Source organism: Actinoallomurus vinaceus (genome assembly GCF_039542055.1).
In the GTDB taxonomy this organism is placed as follows: Bacteria; Actinomycetota; Actinomycetes; order Streptosporangiales; family Streptosporangiaceae; genus Actinoallomurus; species Actinoallomurus vinaceus.
In genome coordinates this window covers 1,042,291-1,058,822 of the sequence record NZ_BAABHK010000001.1, presented here as the reverse complement: position 1 = coordinate 1,058,822, position 16,532 = coordinate 1,042,291, and the positions used below count along the sequence as shown (strand labels likewise).

Genomic DNA, 16,532 nt, shown 5'->3' with positions numbered 1-16,532 from the left:
CCGACACGCCGCCCGAGCCGTGACGCCGGACGACGCGGTGCCCGGACCGTAACTCGGACAACACGCCACCTGACCTGTGACGTGGGGCGACACGCCGCCTGAGCCGGGCCCGGACGGTGTGTGGCCCGGGCGGGGCGTCAGTCGTCGTTCTCTCCGGTGTCGTCGGCGTTGTCCGGCTCGACGACGCCGGGAGCGGCGGACCTGGCGTCGGCCGCCGACTTGATCGCCTTGCCGTGCGCGAACACGGTGCCGAAGTTGGCGACGTACTGCTTCTCCAGCGTGGCGTCGACGGCGCCGATCATCGCCTCGTCGTGGGCGTGGAAGCCGGGGTCGGTGTAGTTGCTGCTGCCGGTGAAGACGGCCTTCTGCTTCTTGCCCAGGTACCGGCCGTCGATGAGCAGGTACTTGGAATGCTCGTACGCGCTGCCGTTCTCGGGCAGGTACCGGAGCTCGGGCCCGCCGTGGCGGCCGCCGGTCCTGGTCAGGTCCCGCAGGACCGACTGGCCGACGTGGCCGAACACCACCTGCACCCGGCACCCGGCGTCGTCCAGCCTCCAGAGCCGCTGCGCGATCGGCTGCCAGGTGAAGTGGCCCATGACGAGGCGGATGCGGGTGCCGCCGGCGCACGACACCTTGTCGAGGTGCTGGCTGACCGGATCACCCGACGACCAGGGCATGAAGTCCAGCCGGTACTTCCCCGCGTGCACGACCCGGTGGTAGTTGCCGGTGTGATGCTGCTTGGCGAGGTCGTAGAGGTAACGCCGGTACGCCGCGTACACGCCCGCGTTCCGCAGCACGAGCGCGTCGTTCCACTGCAGGTCGCGGGAGTTGTACGTCGCGTTGGCCGAGGTCTGCAGCACGACCTTCTTCGCCCCGCGCGTGGTGGAGAACAGGAAGAACTTGTTGTGGTTGAACTGCGGCCCGATGCAGCCGCGCCCCTTGGCGCAGAGGGTCACCCAGGAGGACTTCTTCCGATTCGAACCGAGCGCCTTCTTCAGCGTCTTGTACGCCTTGTAGCGCGACGACTCGTAATCCAGCACCACCCGGACGTTGACCTTGCGCTTCTTCGCCTTGACGAGTTGCTTGGCGAGGTCCTTCGTCGAGAAGTGGTACATCGCCACGTAGATGACCGCGCCCTTCGGGGCACCGGAGATCAGCTGGGCGATCCGGGTCGCGATCGCGTGCTGCTTGGCCTTGCCGCCGGTCGGCGTGTTGAAGATCGGCCCCGTCCGTACGGAGGCCTTCCGGGCGGCCTCGTCGCCGAGCAGCTCGCGGTCGCCGAGCGCTTGGGCGTCGATGTCGGACCCGGCCGCCCGTACGGCGGCCGCGGCCCGGCCAGGCGTGACCGGTGCGGCGTCGCCCTCCGCCGCGACTCCGGCGACCAGCAGACCGGTCGCGAGTACCCCCACGGTGCGCGTCAGCGACTTCGCCACACGAACTCCTGTCCAAACCGGGTTTATGGCGCATTAGCACCATTAGCCCGGACACGATACAGGAGTTTCTATGGACAGAAGTCCCCAAAATGGGGCATTCAACGATAATCGAACGACCGGAACCGGCCGCCTACGTCTTACATTCCGGAAATCTGATTCAGGGAGAGGTGGTCGGGACGATCTCCGGGGCCCCACGCCGGGTCGCGTCGGCCTCCTGGTCGTCCACCTGCGCCTGAGAGTCGCGCTCGGCCTCCACGCGCTTGTGGTAGTACTCGATCTCCCGCTCGGTCTGCTCCTGCGACCAGCCCAGCTCGGGCGCGAGCAGCTCGGCGGCATCCCGCGCCGCGCCGACGCCGCGGTCCCACGTCTCGATCGAGATGCGCGTCCGCCGGGTCAGCACGTCGTTGAGGTGCCGGGCGCCCTCGTGGGTCGCGGCATAGACGACCTCGGCGCGCAGGTAGTCCTCGGCGCCTTCGAGGGGCCTGCCGAGGTCCGGCCGCTCCTCGATGAGGGCGAGCAGGTCCTCGATCATCGTGCCGTACCGCCGCAGCAGGTGCTCGATGCGCGCGACGTGCAGCCCCGAGCTCTCCGCCAGGCGGTGGCGGGCGTTCCAGAGCGCCTGGAAGCCGTTGCCGCCGACCAGGGCGATCTGGTCGGTACAGGACCCCGGCACCTTGCCGTCCAGGCCGTGGGCGACCGCGTCCACGGCGTCCTTGGCCATCACCCGGTAGGTGGTGTACTTCCCGCCCGCGATGACGACCAGGCCCGGCACCGGGTGGGCGACGACGTGCTCCCGGGAGAGCTTCGAGGTCTCCTCCGACTCTCCCGAAAGCAGCGGGCGCAGCCCGGCGTACACCCCCTCGACGTCGTCGTGGGTGAGGGGCGTGTTGAGCACGGCGTTGACGTGCTCCAGGACGTAGTCGATGTCGGCCTTGGACGCGGCCGGGTGATCCTTGTCCAGATCCCAGGGCGTGTCGGTGGTGCCGATGATCCAGTGCCGGCCCCACGGGATGACGAACAGCACGGACTTCTCCGTGCGCAGGATCACACCGCTGGACGAGTGGATGCGGTCCTTGGGAACCACCAGGTGCACGCCCTTGGACGCGCGGACGTGGATCTGGCCGCGTCCGCCGACGAGCTCCTGGATGTCGTCGGTCCACACGCCGGTCGCGTTGACGACCTGCTTGGCGCGCACCTCGAGCCGCCGGTCGGACTCCAGATCCCGGACCCGTACGCCCGTCACCCGCTCGCCCTCGCGCAGGAAGCCGACGGCCTGGGCGCGGGAGGCCACCTGAGCGCCGTACGCCGCCGCGGTGCGCAGCACGGTCGCGACATAGCGGGCGTCGTCCACCTGGGCGTCCCAGTACTGGATCGCGCCGACGAAGGCGTCGCGCTTCAGCGACGGCGCGATGCGAAGCGCCTGCGTGCGCGTCAGGTGCCGATGGTGCGGCACACCGCGGTCCTGGCCCATCGAGATGGACAGCCCGTCGTACAGGGCCACGCCTGCCCCGATGTAGGCGCGCTCCCACACGTGATGGGTCATCGGGAACAGGAACGGCACCGGCCGGACGAGATGCGGGGCGATGCGGCCCAGCAGCAGCCCGCGCTCGGTGAGCGCCTCACGGACCAGCTCGAAGTCGCGCTGCTCGAGATAGCGCAGACCGCCGTGGATCAGCTTGGACGACCGCGAGGACGTCCCGGCGGCGAAGTCGCGGGCCTCCACCAGGGCCACGGTCAGCCCGCGCGTGGCCGCGTCCAGCGCGACACCGGCTCCGACGATGCCGCCGCCTACGACGACGACGTCGAACTCCTCGCCGCTTCCCATCCGGTCCAGCGCGGCCGCGCGCTCGGACGGGCCGAGACGCGACCGGTTCGCCTCGTTCTCAGGCTCCTCAACCGCCATGGCGCACCCCCCTTGGACGTCTGCGTTGACCACGCTACGTCGGTGGCCCGTCAGTCACAAAACACTTACCGGGAGTGGAGTGCGCCCAAGGCGGGGTCAGTGCGGGGCGACGACGACCTGGACGCGCTGGAACTCCTTCAGGTCGGAGTAGCCGGCGGTCGCCATGGCCCGCCGGAGCGCGCCGATAAGGTTCATCGAACCGTCGGCGACGTTCGACGGGCCGTACAGGATCTGTTCAAGCGTGCCGATCGAGCCGAGCTCGACCCGCTTGCCGCGCGGCAGCTCATCGTGATGCGCCTCACTGCCCCAGTGGTAGCCCCGGCCCGGCGACTCCGTCGACCGCGCGAACGGCGACCCGACCAGGACCGCGTCGGCGCCGACCGCAAGGGCCTTGGCGATGTCTCCGGACTGCCGCATGCCACCGTCGGCGATCACGTGGACGTACCGGCCGCCGGACTCGTCGAGGTAGTCGCGCCGGGCCGCCGCGACGTCCGAGATGGCCGTCGCCATCGGCACCGCGACGCCGAGGACCGTACGGGTCGTGTGCCCGGAGCCGCCGCCGAAGCCGACGAGGACCCCGGCCGCGCCGGTGCGCATCAGATGCAGCGCGGCGGTGTAGGTGGCGCAGCCACCGACAATCACCGGGACGTCGAGGTCGTAGATGAACTGCTTGAGGTTGAGCGGCTCGGCCCGCCCGGAGACGTGCTCGGCGCTGACCGTGGTGCCGCGGATCACGAACAGATCCACGCCCGCGTCGATGACCGCCTTGTGGTACTGGGCGGTGCGCTGCGGCGACAGCCGGGCCGCCACGGTCACGCCCGCGTCGCGGATCTCCTCGATGCGCCGCCCGATCAGGTCTTCCTTGATCGGCTCGGCGTACAGCTCCTGGAGCCGTCGCGTCGCCGTGGCGTCGTCCAGCGAGGCGATCTCGGCCAGCAGCGACTCGGGGTTCTCATAGCGGGTCCACAGCCCCTCGAGGTCGAGCACGGCCAGGCCGCCGAGGCGGCCGATGGCGATCGCCGTCGCCGGGCTGACCACGCTGTCCATCGGGGCGACGACCAGCGGCATCTCGAAGCGGTAGGCGTCGATCTGCCACGCGACGCTGACCTCCTCCGGGTCACGGGTGCGCCGCGACGGGACGATGCCGATCTCGTCGAGCGCGTACGCCCGCCGGCCGCTCTTGCCCCGCCCGATCTCGACCTCAGCCATGTACGTCCTCTCCCATGCTTCGGCCGTGACCACGACGGGTCACGGCCGGTGAAACTCTCAGCGGACCTGGTAGTTGGGGGCCTCGACCGTCATCTGGATGTCGTGCGGGTGGCTCTCCCGCAGGCCCGCCCCGGTGATCGGCATCAGCATGCCGTTCGCCTTCAGGTCGCCGACCGTGCGGGAGCCGGTGTACCACATGGCCTGGCGCAGGCCGCCGATGAGCTGGTGGGCGACGGCCGCGACCGGACCCCGGTAGGGCACCTGGCCCTCGATGCCCTCGGGGATCAGCTTGTCCTCGCCGGCGACGTCTTCCTGGGAGTAGCGGTCCTTGCTGAACGACCCGCCGCGCTCACGGTTCTTCATCGCGCCGAGCGAGCCCATGCCCCGGTAGGTCTTGTACTGCTTGCCGTTGATGAAGATCAGCTCGCCGGGGCTCTCCTCGCAGCCCGCGAGCAGCGATCCCAGCATCACCGTGTCGGCGCCCGCGGCGATCGCCTTGGCGATGTCGCCGGAGTACTGCAGGCCGCCGTCGCCGATCACCGGCACCCCGGCGGGGCCGCACGCCAGCGCGGCCTCGTAGATGGCGGTGACCTGGGGCGCGCCGACACCGGCGACCACGCGCGTCGTACAGATGGAGCCCGGGCCGACGCCGACCTTCACCGCGTCGGCGCCCGCGTCGACGAGCGCCTGCGCCCCGGCCCTGGTCGCGACGTTGCCGGCGATGATGTCGGCGTTGCTGTTGGCCTTGAGCTTGGCGACCATTTCGATCATGCCGCGCGAGTGGCCGTGCGCGGTGTCCACCACCAGCGCGTCGACGCCGGCCTCGATCAGCGCCTTGGCGCGCTGCTCGGCCTCCGGGCCCACGCCGACGCCCGCACCGACCACGAGCCGCCCGGCCGCGTCCTTCGTCGCCAAGGGGTACTGCTCGCTCTTGGTGAAGTCCTTCACCGTGATCAGGCCGCGCAGCCGGCCGGCGCCGTCGACGAGCGGGAGCTTCTCCACCTTGTTGGCGCGCAGCCGCGCGAACGCCTCGTCGCGGGACACTCCGACCGGCGCGGTGACCAGCGGCATCTTGGTCATCACCTCGCGCACCGGGCGCGCGGCGTCCGTCTCGAACCGCATGTCCCGGTTGGTGACGATGCCGACGAGGACGCCGTCGGCGTCGGTCACCGGGACGCCGGAGATGCGGTAGTGCGCGCACAGCGCCTCGACGTCGGCGAGCGTGTCGTCCGGCGAACAGGTCACCGGGTTGTTGACCATGCCCGCCTCGGAGCGCTTGACCAGGTCGACCTGCTGGGCCTGCTCGTCGATCGGCAGGTTGCGGTGCAGCACGCCGAGGCCGCCCTGCCGGGCCATGGCGACCGCCATCCGCGCCTCGGTGACGGTGTCCATCGCCGCGGACACCAGCGGGATGCGCAGCGTGATCGACCGCGACAGGCGCGTCGACGTGTCGGCGTCACCCGGCGCGAGATCGGAATACGCGGGCACGAGCAGCACGTCGTCGTACGTGAGGCCCTGCGAGGCGAACTTGGCGGACTCGGGCGCGGAAGTCATGGGCATCATCCGGAAAGGGTCGCGGTGTCGGGCCTGATCAGCGAAGCGTTGCCCCCATCCTAGTCGGGCGTGTCGAACGGCCGCGAAGGGTCGCCACAAGGAACGAATCGGCGACCGTTACTCAGGTAGCGTGGGTTTGTGCACGATGACGCTCCGCTCGACCCGTTCGCGAACGATCCCGAGGACCCGGCCGCCGCGCTCGGCGATCCGAGCGACGAGACCGCTCCGCTGAGCACGACGGAGCGGGAGGACGTGCTGGCCGACCTGGCCGACCTGGAGGTCTTCCGTGCCCTGCTCGAGCCGCTGGGCATCAAGGGCCTGACGGTCGACTGCGGCGACTGCGGCAGGGCCCACCACATCGACTGGGACCTCCTGCACGGCAACCTGCGTCACCTGCTCGACGAGGGGCTGCCGCGCGTCCACGAGCCCGCGATCGCCGCCGCCCCGGAGGACTACGTCAGCTGGGAGTACGCCCGCGGTTACGTGGACGGCGTCATCGACAGTGAGGAAGGCCACTCGAGCTGAGGGCCGCGCCGCCGTACCTTTCGAACTGAGGGGCTCGTCGTCGTACCTGCCGTGATCCCCTGAGCGGGCCGCCGGCCGGCCGTGATCGCCGTTACCTGAAGGAGACCGCCCTACCGGCGGTCGTGATCCGCTGACGTGCGGCCGGTGCCCGAAGAGCGCCTCTTGGCCGTGCGCCGCGACCGGTCGGGATCCGTGGCGGACGTCTCACCAGATGGCTTCGACGTGGTGGGGGACGTGGACGGGCTCGGGGTGGGATCGGCCGGCGCGGTCGGGGTCGGGGTCGGCGACGGGCTGGTCGAGTGCCCGGTGTCCGGGCCGTGCCCCCGGGGATGCTTCGGCCCGACGTAGCCGGGGGTGTGGCCCTTCGCCGGGGCTCCCGCAGGCGGTTTCGTCGGTGCTTCGGACGTCTTCGTCTCGGATGGGCGCGGTGACGCGGCGGGCGTTCTGCCGACGGACGGGCGCGGGCCGCCGGGGAACGCCCGGACGACCGACTCGAGGTGCGCCTTGGAGCGTTCCGAGGCCTCGATGCGGGCCAAGGGCGCGTGGGCCTTCGGCTCGCGATCGCCCCCGCCGCCCGCGACGGCGGCACCCGCCGTCGTCAGCAGGACCGTGACCGCGCCGAACGTGACGAACGCCCGGACGACCGGGCGGCCTGACGTCTTCGAGCCACCGCACGACACACGCGGTGGGGGCGCGGGCAACGGCGGCGCGTCCACGTCGACGTCGGCGATCAGGGCGGCCAGCAGGCGTGCGGCCGGGTCGTCGGACGGTTCGAATCCGGCGCCCGGATCGGTGACGCGGCGCCCGGCCAGAGCGTCGAACAGGTCGCCGCTACGGCTGATCTCACTGAGGTCGAGCGGCTCGGGAGTGGCGGTACCCCCACCGGTCAAGCGATCGACTCCTCACTCGCCATCGCTCGAAGACGGGCGAGAGCCCGGTGCTGGGCGACGCGGACGGCCCCGGCTGACATGCCCAGTACATTACCGGTCTCCTCAGCCGACAGACCTGCCACCACCCGCAGAAGCACCAATTCCTTCTGATGATCCGGCAACCGGTCGAGAAGGTCCCTGGCGCGTTCGGCCTCGATGTAGCGGACGACCGTCTCCTCGGGGCCCGGCCGCTCGTCGGGGCCGTCGGGCAGGTCCTCGGTGGGCACGGCGGCGCGGATCGCGCTGCGCAGCGCATCCGCGATCTTGTGCGACGCGATGCCGAAGACGAACGAGGCGAACGGCCGGCCCATGTCGCGGTAGCGCGGTAGCGCACCGAGCACGGCGATGCACACCTCTTGGGCCACATCGTCCGCGATGTGGTACTGCCCCGACACCCGGCCGAGCCGTGCCCGGCAGTAGCGTACGACCATGGGGCGTACCCGCCCGATCAGGGACTCGACCGCCTCCGGGTCGCCTTGGACTGCAAGGCTCGTGAGTTCCCTGAGCTCGTTGTCGTCGGCTTTCGCCGGACGTCTCCCCCGTATTTCGTCGGCAGCACCCCGAACCGCGGCCCCGGCGATCGCTCCCTCGGTCACGAAAGCATGATGCCCACCGAGATCGCGCCTGTCTCCATCGTTGATGACAACGGAATGGTCACAGTACTGATCCCGACCCGCCTTTATCTCTCAACGTGATCGATCAACTACATACAGTCAGCGAACGGGCGCCCCGAGACGACGGATGCCCCCGCCACATCCGTGGCGAGGGCATCCGGGTGATCTTCCGGCCGTCGTACCGGCCGAATCGATGATCAGTGGCCGTGGCCGTGACCGTGACCACCGGCAGCGGCGTCCGGCTCTTCCTCCGGCTTGTCCGCGACCAGCGCCTCGGTCGTGAGCAGCATGCCGGCGATCGACGCGGCGTTGCTGACCGCGGAGCGGGTCACCTTGACCGGGTCGATGACGCCCTGGGCGATCAGGTCGCCGTACTCCCCGGTCGCGGCGTTGAAGCCGGAGCCGACCGGCAGCGCCTCGACCTTGGAGACGACGACGTAGCCCTCGTTGCCGCCGTTCTCGGCGATCCAGCGCTGCGGCTCGACCAGCGCGCGGCGGACGGCCTCCGCGCCGGTGGCCTCGTCGCCGGACAGCCCGAGCGCGTCGAAGCCCTCCTTGGCGACGTGCACGAGCGCGCTGCCGCCGCCGGAGACGATGCCCTCCTCGATCGCCGCGCGGGTCGCGGAGATGGCGTCCTCGAGACGGTGCTTCTTCTCCTTCAGCTCCACCTCGGTGGCGGCGCCGACACGCAGGACGCAGACGCCCCCGGCCAGCTTCGCCAGGCGCTCCTGCAGCTTCTCGCGGTCCCAGTCGGAGTCGCTGCCCTCGATCTCGCGGCGGATCTGGCGGATCCGGTCCTCGATCGAGGCCGCCTCGCCGTCGCCGTCGACGACGGTGGTGGCGTCCTTGGTGACGGTCACCCGCCGGGCGCGGCCCAGCACGTCGAGGTCGACGCCGTCCAGCTTGAGGCCGACGGCCTCGGTGACGACCTGGCCGCCGGTGAGGACGGCCATGTCCTCCAGCATCGCCTTGCGGCGGTCGCCGAAGCCCGGCGCCTTGACCGCGACGCTGACGAACGTGCCGCGCAGCTTGTTCTGCACCAGGAGCGCGAGGGCCTCGCCCTCGACGTCCTCGGCGATGACCAGCAGCGGCTTACGGGTCTGGGCGACCTTCTCCGCCAGCGGCAGGAACTCCGTGACGTTGGAGATCTTGCCGTCGTGGATGAGGATGTAGGCGTCCTCGAGGACCGCCTCCATCCGCTCCGGGTCGGTCACCATGTACGGCGACAGGTAGCCCTTGTCGAACTGGAGACCCTCGGTGAACTCCAGCTCCAGGCCCATCGTGTGGGCCTCCTCGACGGTGATGACACCGTCCTTGCCCACCTTGTCGAACGCCTCGGCGATCAGCTCACCGATCTTGGCGTCCTGGGCGGAGATGGTCGCGACGTGCGCGATCGACTCCTTGTCGTCGACCTCGCGGGCCGACTTGAGCAGCTGCTCGGAGACGTAGTTGGCGGCGGCGTCGATGCCTCGCTTGAGGTTGATCGGCGACGCGCCGGCAGCGACGTTGCGCAGCCCCTCGCGGACGAGCGCCTGTGCCAGGACCGTCGCGGTGGTGGTGCCGTCACCCGCGATGTCGTTGGTCTTGGTGGCGACCTCCTTGGCGAGCTGCGCGCCGAGGTTCTCGTACGGGTCGTCGAGCTCCACCTCACGGGCGATGGTGACACCGTCGTTCGTGATGGTGGGGGCGCCCCACTTCTTGTCGATGACGACGTTGCGGCCGCGCGGGCCGATCGTCACCTTGACGGCGTCCGCGAGGGCGTTGACTCCGCGCTCAAGGGCGCGGCGCGCGTCCTCGTCGAACTCCAGGATCTTCGGCATTGGGAAGCTCCAAGTATGGGTGTCCGTGGACGTGCACAGCCCCGGCCACCCTCATAGGGGTATGACCGGGGCGGCGCATTCGTTCGGGTCTTACTTCTCGACGACGGCGAGCACGTCGCGGGCCGACAGCACGAGGTACTCCTCGTTGTTGTACTTGACCTCGGTGCCGCCGTACTTGCTGTAGAGGACGACGTCCCCGACCTTGACGTCGAGCGGGACGCGCTTCTCACCCTTGTCGTCGAAGCGACCCGGCCCGACGGCGAGAACAGTGCCCTCCTGGGGCTTCTCCTTGGCCGTGTCGGGAATCACCAGACCCGACGCGGTGGTCTGCTCGGCCTCGAGGGGCTGGACGACGATGCGGTCCTCGAGCGGCTTGAGAACAACCTTGGTGGCGGTCGACACGATCTGACCTTCCCCTTCGATTGCGTATCCTCGGCCGACCAGAGCGGCCAGCCGCATGTTGGAGACGCGACCACGGTGGCCTGCCGTCGCGGGTGCCAGACCAGCCTGTCGCTTGATTGGCACTCTCATAGGGAGAGTGCCAAGTTGGAGATTATGCCGTGGCCGGGAACGCGTCAACACGGGGTCCCGCGCGCCGCCCACCTGTCGTTATATGCGACTTTCGCGAGGATCACCCGACGGCCCGATGCGGGCCGACAGGATCCGCCCGGCGACCCGGCATAGTCCAGCGCCACCAGGCTCGCCGGCCGCCCGGTCCGGCCCACTGCCGCTCGGCCACTACGGTCGTCGGGTGGACATCGCCGCATTTCAGGGGCTGCTCACCCCCGAAGGCCAGGGACTGCTCGGCGAGATCGGCGCCGCCGACGTCGACGAGCGCACGCTCCTGGCCACCGCCTCCCGGCTGCGTACCCGCCACCCTGCCGAACTGGTCGGCGCCGCGCTCACGCAGGCGCGGCTCCGTGTGCGCGGGCGGGCCAAGTTCGGGGCCGACGCGGACCGCATGTACTTCACGCCGCAAGGGCTCGAGCAGGCGACTCGGGCGAGCGTCGCCCGGCACCGGGCGCAGCGGTTCGCCGGCCGGCTCGACGGTCGCGGGACGGTACTCGACCTGGGCTGCGGCATCGGCGGCGACCTCCTCGCGCGCGCCCACGCGGGCGTCGGCGGGATCGGCGTGGAGCTGGACCCGCTCACCGCCGCCGTCGCACGGGCGAACCTCCGCGCCTTCGCCCTGGAGGACCTGGCGGACGTACGGCCGGGCGACGCCGCGGCACAGGATCCGGACGGGCACGCCGCGGTCTTCGCCGACCCGGGCCGCCGTACCTCCCGTGGGCGGGTCTTCGACCCGGAGGCGTACCTGCCGCCGCTGGGCACCGTGCTCGCCATCGCCGGACGGGCGCCCGGCGGCTGCGTCAAGGTGGCGCCGGGCATCCCCCACGAGGCCGTGCCCCCGGGAGCGGAGGCCGAATGGATCTCCGACGGCGGCGAGGTGAAGGAGGCGGCGCTGTGGCTCGGCCACCTGGCGGGCGACACACCACGCCGGGCGACCGTCCTGCGACCGGGCCGGGAGGCCGCCACCCTGACGGCCGAGCCCGACCTCGGGCCGCCCCCGATCGCCGACTGGCGCCGCTATCTGTACGAACCGGACGGCGCGGTGGTCCGGGCGCATCTGGTGGCCGAAGTCGCGGCCCGGCTCGACGGAGCGCTGGCCGACCCCCGGATCGCCTACATCACCTCGGACGCGCTGCGTGCGACGCCGTTCGCCCGGCCGTACGAGATCCTGGACGTCCTGCCGTTCGCGGTGAAGCGGGTACGGGCGGCGCTGCGCGAACACCGGACGGGCACCCTCACGATCAAGAAGCGCGGCTTCGCGGGCGACGTCGAGCGGCTGCGCCGCGACCTGCGCACGGACGGCACCGAGGAACGCGTCCTCGTACTCACCCGCGTGGGCGACGCCCCGACCGCCCTGATCTGCCAAGAGGCCTGAGCGAGACGACGCCGGGCGCCGAAGGGCCGGTCCGACGGTGGCACCGCCCCGTGGTTGCCGTTCGAGCACGGGCCGCGCGGTACGCGGCGTGGGTGGTGGCGCGCGGGGGTGGGCGACACGCCAGAGTCCGGCAAAGACCACGGTCACGACCGTGTCCGGCTGACTACTCTTGGCGACCGGAAGCCCGCGCCGCGGGCGCGATGACGGGTGCGCGCCGGGCAGGCGCGGGCGAACATGGGGGCGAACGATGGCCGACGCCGTACTGCGGTGTCCGAAGTGCGGTGCCGGAATGGTGGCTTTCCAGCGGGGCGGCATCGTGTTCGAGGAGTGCTCCCGCTGCCGCGGAGTGTTCCTCGGGCGGGGGGAGCTCGACCGCCTGATGTGGCGCGGCACAGGGCAGATCGCCGCCGTCTGCGGCCATCCGGCGGGGCTCTCGTACGAGGGCCGGCACCGTCGCGCCTGAAAAGGGCAATTTGCCGCAGCCGACTAGGAATCTCTTTTCCCTGAATTTCTTTTCTTCGGCTCGATGACCTTGGTTCGCTCAATAGAGTGTCTCCTCGCGATCCACGCCGCCGCCATTTCCGGCAGGGCAAACGAAGGAGCACCCGGGTGGACACCAATCACAACTTCCTGCAGACAGGGGGTCAGCCGGTCTCGGACCGAATGCGAGAATTGCTAGCCCGCGCGGCGCAAGATCACGTCTATGAGCAGCGATCGACGGGGCAGCTCCTGGACGAGATCCACCAGCGGCTGGAGGGAATAGAGTGGCTGCTCCGCGAGGTCCGGGAGCGTGAGCTCACCGGGCTGACGACCCAGCTCGACACCGTCCGCGGGCAGGTCGACGAGCTGTACGGCAAGCCTCCGGAGTGGGCCGAGGGGCTGGCCGAGCACATCGAGTCGGTGGGCGAGCGGGTCAAGCCCGTCGCCGAGTTGCCCTCCCTCTGGGCCGACGTCGGCGTCATCGCCGAGAACGTCGACGAGGGCCTGGCCCGCATCCAGGCCGTGCTCGACTCCAGCCGGAGCATCACCGACGCGACGCTGCAGGCCGCCCAGCAGATGGACGACCTGACCAAGCGCCTCGACCGGCTCGCGGGCACGATGGAGGCCGCGTCGGTCCGGTTCAACCGGCTGGACAAGACACTCGCCGATCTCGGGCACCGGTCCGAGAAGCTCGAGCATGAGATCAACGGCGTCGCCGGCAAGGTCGACCAGTCGCTGAACGACATGGCCGAGCGCTTCGAGCAGGGCCTCGAGGCCGTCAACGGCCGGGTCGAGGGCGTCGGCGGCCGCCTCGACGGCATCGACGGCCGCCTGGAAGGCCTGTCCGGCAAGCTCCGCGGGGTCGAGGGGCATTTCCAGGCGCTGGAGGCCAAGGTCGACGGGGCCTCCGACCGCGTCGAGGGGGTCGACCAGCAGATCGATCGGCTGCCGGTGACGCTGGAGGTCGCCGAGCTGCACCGCAAGATCGCCGCGATCGGCGACCGCCCGCTCATCGATCCCACCGACCGGTTCGACGCCTTGGAGAAGCGCCTGTCCGAGGCGGTCGACCCGCTGATCGACGAGTTGCGCGCCCGGCCCGACCGGGACGAGAGCGAGGAGACGTTGACGAAGGTCATCGACGCCTCCCGCGTCGACCTGACCAAGCACATGGAGATGTTGCGCGAGGACCTCCTGCGCCAGGTCGTGGGGGTGAACGACGACGTCAACCAGCGGGTCGCCGGGGTGCAGCACGATGTGACCAAGCAGGTGACGACCGTCCATGAGGACCTGATGAAGCGGCTCGTCACGCTGGAGGAGACGATGCTGGCGCTGGCCGAAGCGTTGCTCCGGCCGCGGCGCGACGGCAAGGACTGATGGGCGTGGCCGCTCACAAATCACCTTAGAGCGGCCACTCCGTCAATATTCCCCCATTAACCGCAATTTGTACGGCCGACCCGCAAGGACATGCCATTCGCACTGCCTCGCATCGATAAAATCACTACCGATCCTCGGCCGAATCCGTTTTGATGGGGGCCGTGACCTTCCCCACGCTCTCCGATCCGCCGAGCGCCGCCACGCTGCGCTGGATCGAAAAATGCCTGGGGCCCGGCAGTGAGGTGAAAATGGTCCGGCCCATCGTCGGCGGCCTGGCCCATGTCAACCACGCGGTGCTGGCGGAGAGCCGCTCGGGCACCGTGCATCGCCTGGTGCTGCGGCGCTGGGCGTCGTCCGGCTGGCCCGTCATCGACATCGACTTCTCCCCCGAGCTCGAGATCGCGGCGCTGACCCTGCTCACCGCGTGTGAGATCCCCACGCCCACGCTCGTGGCCGCAGACCCCTCCGGCGCCCACTGTGACGTCCCCGCACTGCTGATCACCCGGCTGCCCGGCCACCCGCCCCGGCCTTCCCCCGCCGAACTGCCCGAATACCTCATCCAGCTGGCGGCCGCGCTGCTCCCCGTGCACGACGTCGCGGGGGCGCCGACGATGCCGCCCTACCGCCCGTACAACCGGCTTGAGATCAGGCTCGCCCCGCGGCACGCCCGCCGACCGGCGCTGTGGGAGCACGCGCTGGACGTCGCCGCCGGCCCCACCCCCGGCGCCGTGCCGCACTTCATCCACCGTGACTACCACCCCGACAACACACTGTGGGCGGGCGGCCGCCTGACCGGCATCGTCGACTGGTCCACCGCCGCGTACGGCCCGATCGCCATCGACATCGCCCACATGCGCCGCGCCCTGGCCCTCCGGTACGACGTCACGGTCGCCGACCGTTTCTCCGCCTGCTTCGACCAGGTGTCCGGCGGCTACCGCCACGACCCGTACTGGGACCTGCGCACGGTCCTCGACCTGCTCCCCGAGCAGCCCGACCGGACGATCGCCGACCGCGACATCCCGGCCCTGGAGGATCTGCTCGACCACGCCCTCGCCGACCTCGGCGCCCCGGCCCGCTTCTGACGGGAGCCGCCGGGTCGGGCGTGGAGCAGGCTCGGTGCCGAGCGCCCGCTTGGCGGCGACGATTCCGCGCGCGGCACGTGGCGTCCGCCCGATGAGGGCGAGGTGACGTCATGATGACGTCACAGCGCCCCTGCTCAGCCATCGGTGCGCCTCAGACGCCGCCCTCCCCCGTCGCTCCGGTCGCCGCATCGGACGGCGTCGCTCCTCGGTCCAGGCGGCGTCGCGCCTCTCTGGCTCGCTACGTCAGGGGCCCTCGGCTCGCCGAGCCCCGCGCCGTGGCGGCGCGGGGCTCGGTCATGGGTGAGTACGTCCCCCTCCGGCCGTACCCGCCCACGTTTGCGGCCGCTGAGCGGTTCAGGCCCCGGTGGCCCGTCCCGCCCGGACCCGTACCAGCAGGTCGTCGAGCTGGGAGACGGCGGGCTGCCAGTCACGCGGTACGACGTGGCACCTGCGCGCCCGCCGCTCGCCGTAGGTGATCGAGTAGGCGATGTGGTCGGCGATGTCGCACCCGGCCGGGGAGGACCACCAGGTCCGGATCCGGTCCAGGTTCGCGCGTAGGCCGTCGAGTTCGGCGGCGCTGAGGGTGATCTCCGCCGGCTTGGACGAGACGCGGGCCACGCCCGCCGCGTCGACGGTGACCGTGTCACCGAAGCCGGCGAACCCGCCCGTCCGCGTGTAGGTGACGAGCGTCGGCCCCCCGGCCGGAGAGGCCGGTTCCATCGTGGCGGCGTACGCGCCGGTGGCGGTGGTCGCCGTCGTTACGAATAGCGTGAAAATGAAAAGAATAATGCGTCGCATGTCCACCTCTTTGTGGCGTGCGCCGATGAATTCAGCGGCGCGAAGCAGAACAGGAGTGAAGCGCGGCGAAATCGCGGTTCAGCGATATCACCTCTTGGCGCGGAGCTCCGTCGACTCGGGACCCCGCCGTCCCGAGCCGACGTCCAGGGAAGCTCGCGAAGTGACCGGATGACACCCCGGTCGACCTGGATTTTCTCCGTCAGAAGGCGAAGATCACGCCTCCTGTCGCGCGGACCGCCGCGCAGCGATTGAAGAACGTCCGCGTATAGCGACGCGAACGACCGTTCCATCGGCCCTGCGCGGTAACCCGTACGGGCGCGTAGACCAGCGTGCACGCGCCGGCCTCTTCGGGCAGGTCGGCGATCCGCCCCTCGACGGCGCGCAGCTGGTCGCAGGCCGCCGACGCGGCGAGGTGGGTGCCTCCGTCGGGGCCGCAGGTCAGAACGGCCGTACGAGCGGGTTCTCCGCTCTCGACCGGGCTGACGGACAGGGTGTAGACGCCCTGCGGCCAGGTCGACGGCGCGGGCGGTGCCGCCATCGCGACGGGGCCGGCGACCATGGCGGCCACCCCCAGTGCGGTCACCGCGGTGAACCGCCGTCCGCCGGCACGCAGCGAATCAGGCATGCGCATTTCTACCTCCTTGCCAGGCCGGGCTGTGTTCGACAGCCATTTCGGCGTGACGAGGGTCCGCCTTTTGGGCGTTCCCTCGCCATAATGATGGGACCTTTCCACAAAGACCCTTGCAACTGTGTTTCGTCGCGAAGTCCTTGCGCCCACGGATGTTATGGCGGCGAAATCTTCGACACAACCCCCGCCCGCCTGTCCGGACCCGGCCAGCCATCTCACAAGGGAACAATTGAAAGAT

The 16,532-nt window shown here is 70.5% G+C and carries 15 protein-coding genes; 5 read left to right on the top strand and 10 right to left on the bottom strand.

All coding sequences use genetic code 11. The features are described from left to right. Positions 1–137: 137 nt before the first annotated feature. The 4 genes from ABEA24_RS04905 to guaB all read right to left on the bottom strand — a co-directional run bounded on the left by ABEA24_RS04905 (position 138) and on the right by guaB (position 6,105). Positions 138–1,433, bottom strand: coding sequence for a phospholipase D-like domain-containing protein (locus ABEA24_RS04905; RefSeq protein WP_345429392.1), 1,296 nt, complete (start codon positions 1,431–1,433; stop codon positions 138–140). Between the two features lie 157 nt (positions 1,434–1,590). Further along, positions 1,591–3,336 (bottom strand): glycerol-3-phosphate dehydrogenase, encoded by a 1,746-nt coding sequence (glpD, locus tag ABEA24_RS04900; RefSeq protein ID WP_345429391.1) that lies wholly within the window; start codon positions 3,334–3,336, stop codon positions 1,591–1,593. Positions 3,337–3,432: 96 nt separating this feature from the next. Next, positions 3,433–4,545 carry a GuaB3 family IMP dehydrogenase-related protein gene (locus ABEA24_RS04895; protein ID WP_345429390.1) on the bottom strand — a complete coding sequence of 371 codons (1,113 nt, stop codon included), beginning with the start codon at positions 4,543–4,545 and terminating at the stop codon, positions 3,433–3,435. 57 nt (positions 4,546–4,602) lie between these two features. Continuing rightward, entirely contained in the window at positions 4,603–6,105 is a 1,503-nt protein-coding gene (gene guaB, locus ABEA24_RS04890; protein ID WP_345429618.1) for an IMP dehydrogenase, read from the bottom strand. 132 nt (positions 6,106–6,237) lie between these two features. On the opposite strand from guaB, the gene ABEA24_RS04885 reads away from it, so the two are divergent. Then, the gene (locus ABEA24_RS04885; protein ID WP_345429389.1) at positions 6,238–6,624 is read left to right on the top strand and encodes a DUF5319 domain-containing protein; all 387 of its coding nucleotides are present in this window, start codon (positions 6,238–6,240) and stop codon (positions 6,622–6,624) included. A 110-nt stretch (positions 6,625–6,734) separates the two neighbouring features. Here ABEA24_RS04885 and ABEA24_RS04880 read toward each other — a convergent pair whose 3' ends face one another. From ABEA24_RS04880 to groES, 4 genes are all read right to left on the bottom strand, one after another. Beyond that, on the bottom strand, positions 6,735–7,514 hold the full coding sequence (locus ABEA24_RS04880; RefSeq protein ID WP_345429388.1) for a hypothetical protein: 780 nt from the start codon (positions 7,512–7,514) through the stop codon (positions 6,735–6,737). Continuing rightward, positions 7,511–8,098, bottom strand: a complete 588-nt coding sequence (locus tag ABEA24_RS04875) for a sigma-70 family RNA polymerase sigma factor (protein WP_252841151.1) — start codon at positions 8,096–8,098, stop codon at positions 7,511–7,513. The genes ABEA24_RS04880 and ABEA24_RS04875 overlap by 4 nt, the downstream gene beginning before the upstream one ends. Before the next feature lie 266 nt (positions 8,099–8,364). Beyond that, on the bottom strand, positions 8,365–9,987 hold the full coding sequence (groL, locus tag ABEA24_RS04870; protein WP_345429387.1) for a chaperonin GroEL: 1,623 nt from the start codon (positions 9,985–9,987) through the stop codon (positions 8,365–8,367). 90 nt (positions 9,988–10,077) lie between these two features. Beyond that, entirely contained in the window at positions 10,078–10,389 is a 312-nt protein-coding gene (gene groES, locus ABEA24_RS04865) for a co-chaperone GroES (protein ID WP_425542373.1), read from the bottom strand. Between the two features lie 349 nt (positions 10,390–10,738). Here groES and ABEA24_RS04860 point away from each other — a divergent pair, with 349 nt between their 5' ends. From ABEA24_RS04860 to ABEA24_RS04845, 4 genes are all read left to right on the top strand, one after another. Further along, positions 10,739–11,932, top strand: a complete 1,194-nt coding sequence (locus ABEA24_RS04860; RefSeq protein ID WP_345429386.1) for a class I SAM-dependent methyltransferase — start codon at positions 10,739–10,741, stop codon at positions 11,930–11,932. Between the two features lie 247 nt (positions 11,933–12,179). After that, positions 12,180–12,395: a TFIIB-type zinc ribbon-containing protein gene (locus ABEA24_RS04855; protein WP_345429385.1), complete on the top strand. Its 216-nt coding sequence runs from the start codon at positions 12,180–12,182 to the stop codon at positions 12,393–12,395. 146 nt (positions 12,396–12,541) lie between these two features. Next, positions 12,542–13,786 (top strand): coiled-coil domain-containing protein, encoded by a 1,245-nt coding sequence (locus ABEA24_RS04850; protein ID WP_345429384.1) that lies wholly within the window; start codon positions 12,542–12,544, stop codon positions 13,784–13,786. 161 nt (positions 13,787–13,947) lie between these two features. Next, a complete protein-coding gene (locus ABEA24_RS04845) occupies positions 13,948–14,868 on the top strand; it encodes a phosphotransferase family protein (protein ID WP_345429383.1) in 921 nt (306 codons plus the stop codon). Between the two features lie 354 nt (positions 14,869–15,222). Here the strand turns inward: ABEA24_RS04845 and ABEA24_RS04840 are convergent, their stop codons facing one another. Beyond that, positions 15,223–15,588 carry a hypothetical protein gene (locus ABEA24_RS04840; RefSeq protein WP_345429382.1) on the bottom strand — a complete coding sequence of 122 codons (366 nt, stop codon included), beginning with the start codon at positions 15,586–15,588 and terminating at the stop codon, positions 15,223–15,225. A 277-nt stretch (positions 15,589–15,865) separates the two neighbouring features. Then, on the bottom strand, positions 15,866–16,297 hold the full coding sequence (locus tag ABEA24_RS04835; RefSeq protein WP_345429381.1) for an SSI family serine proteinase inhibitor: 432 nt from the start codon (positions 16,295–16,297) through the stop codon (positions 15,866–15,868). Positions 16,298–16,532 lie beyond the last annotated feature (235 nt).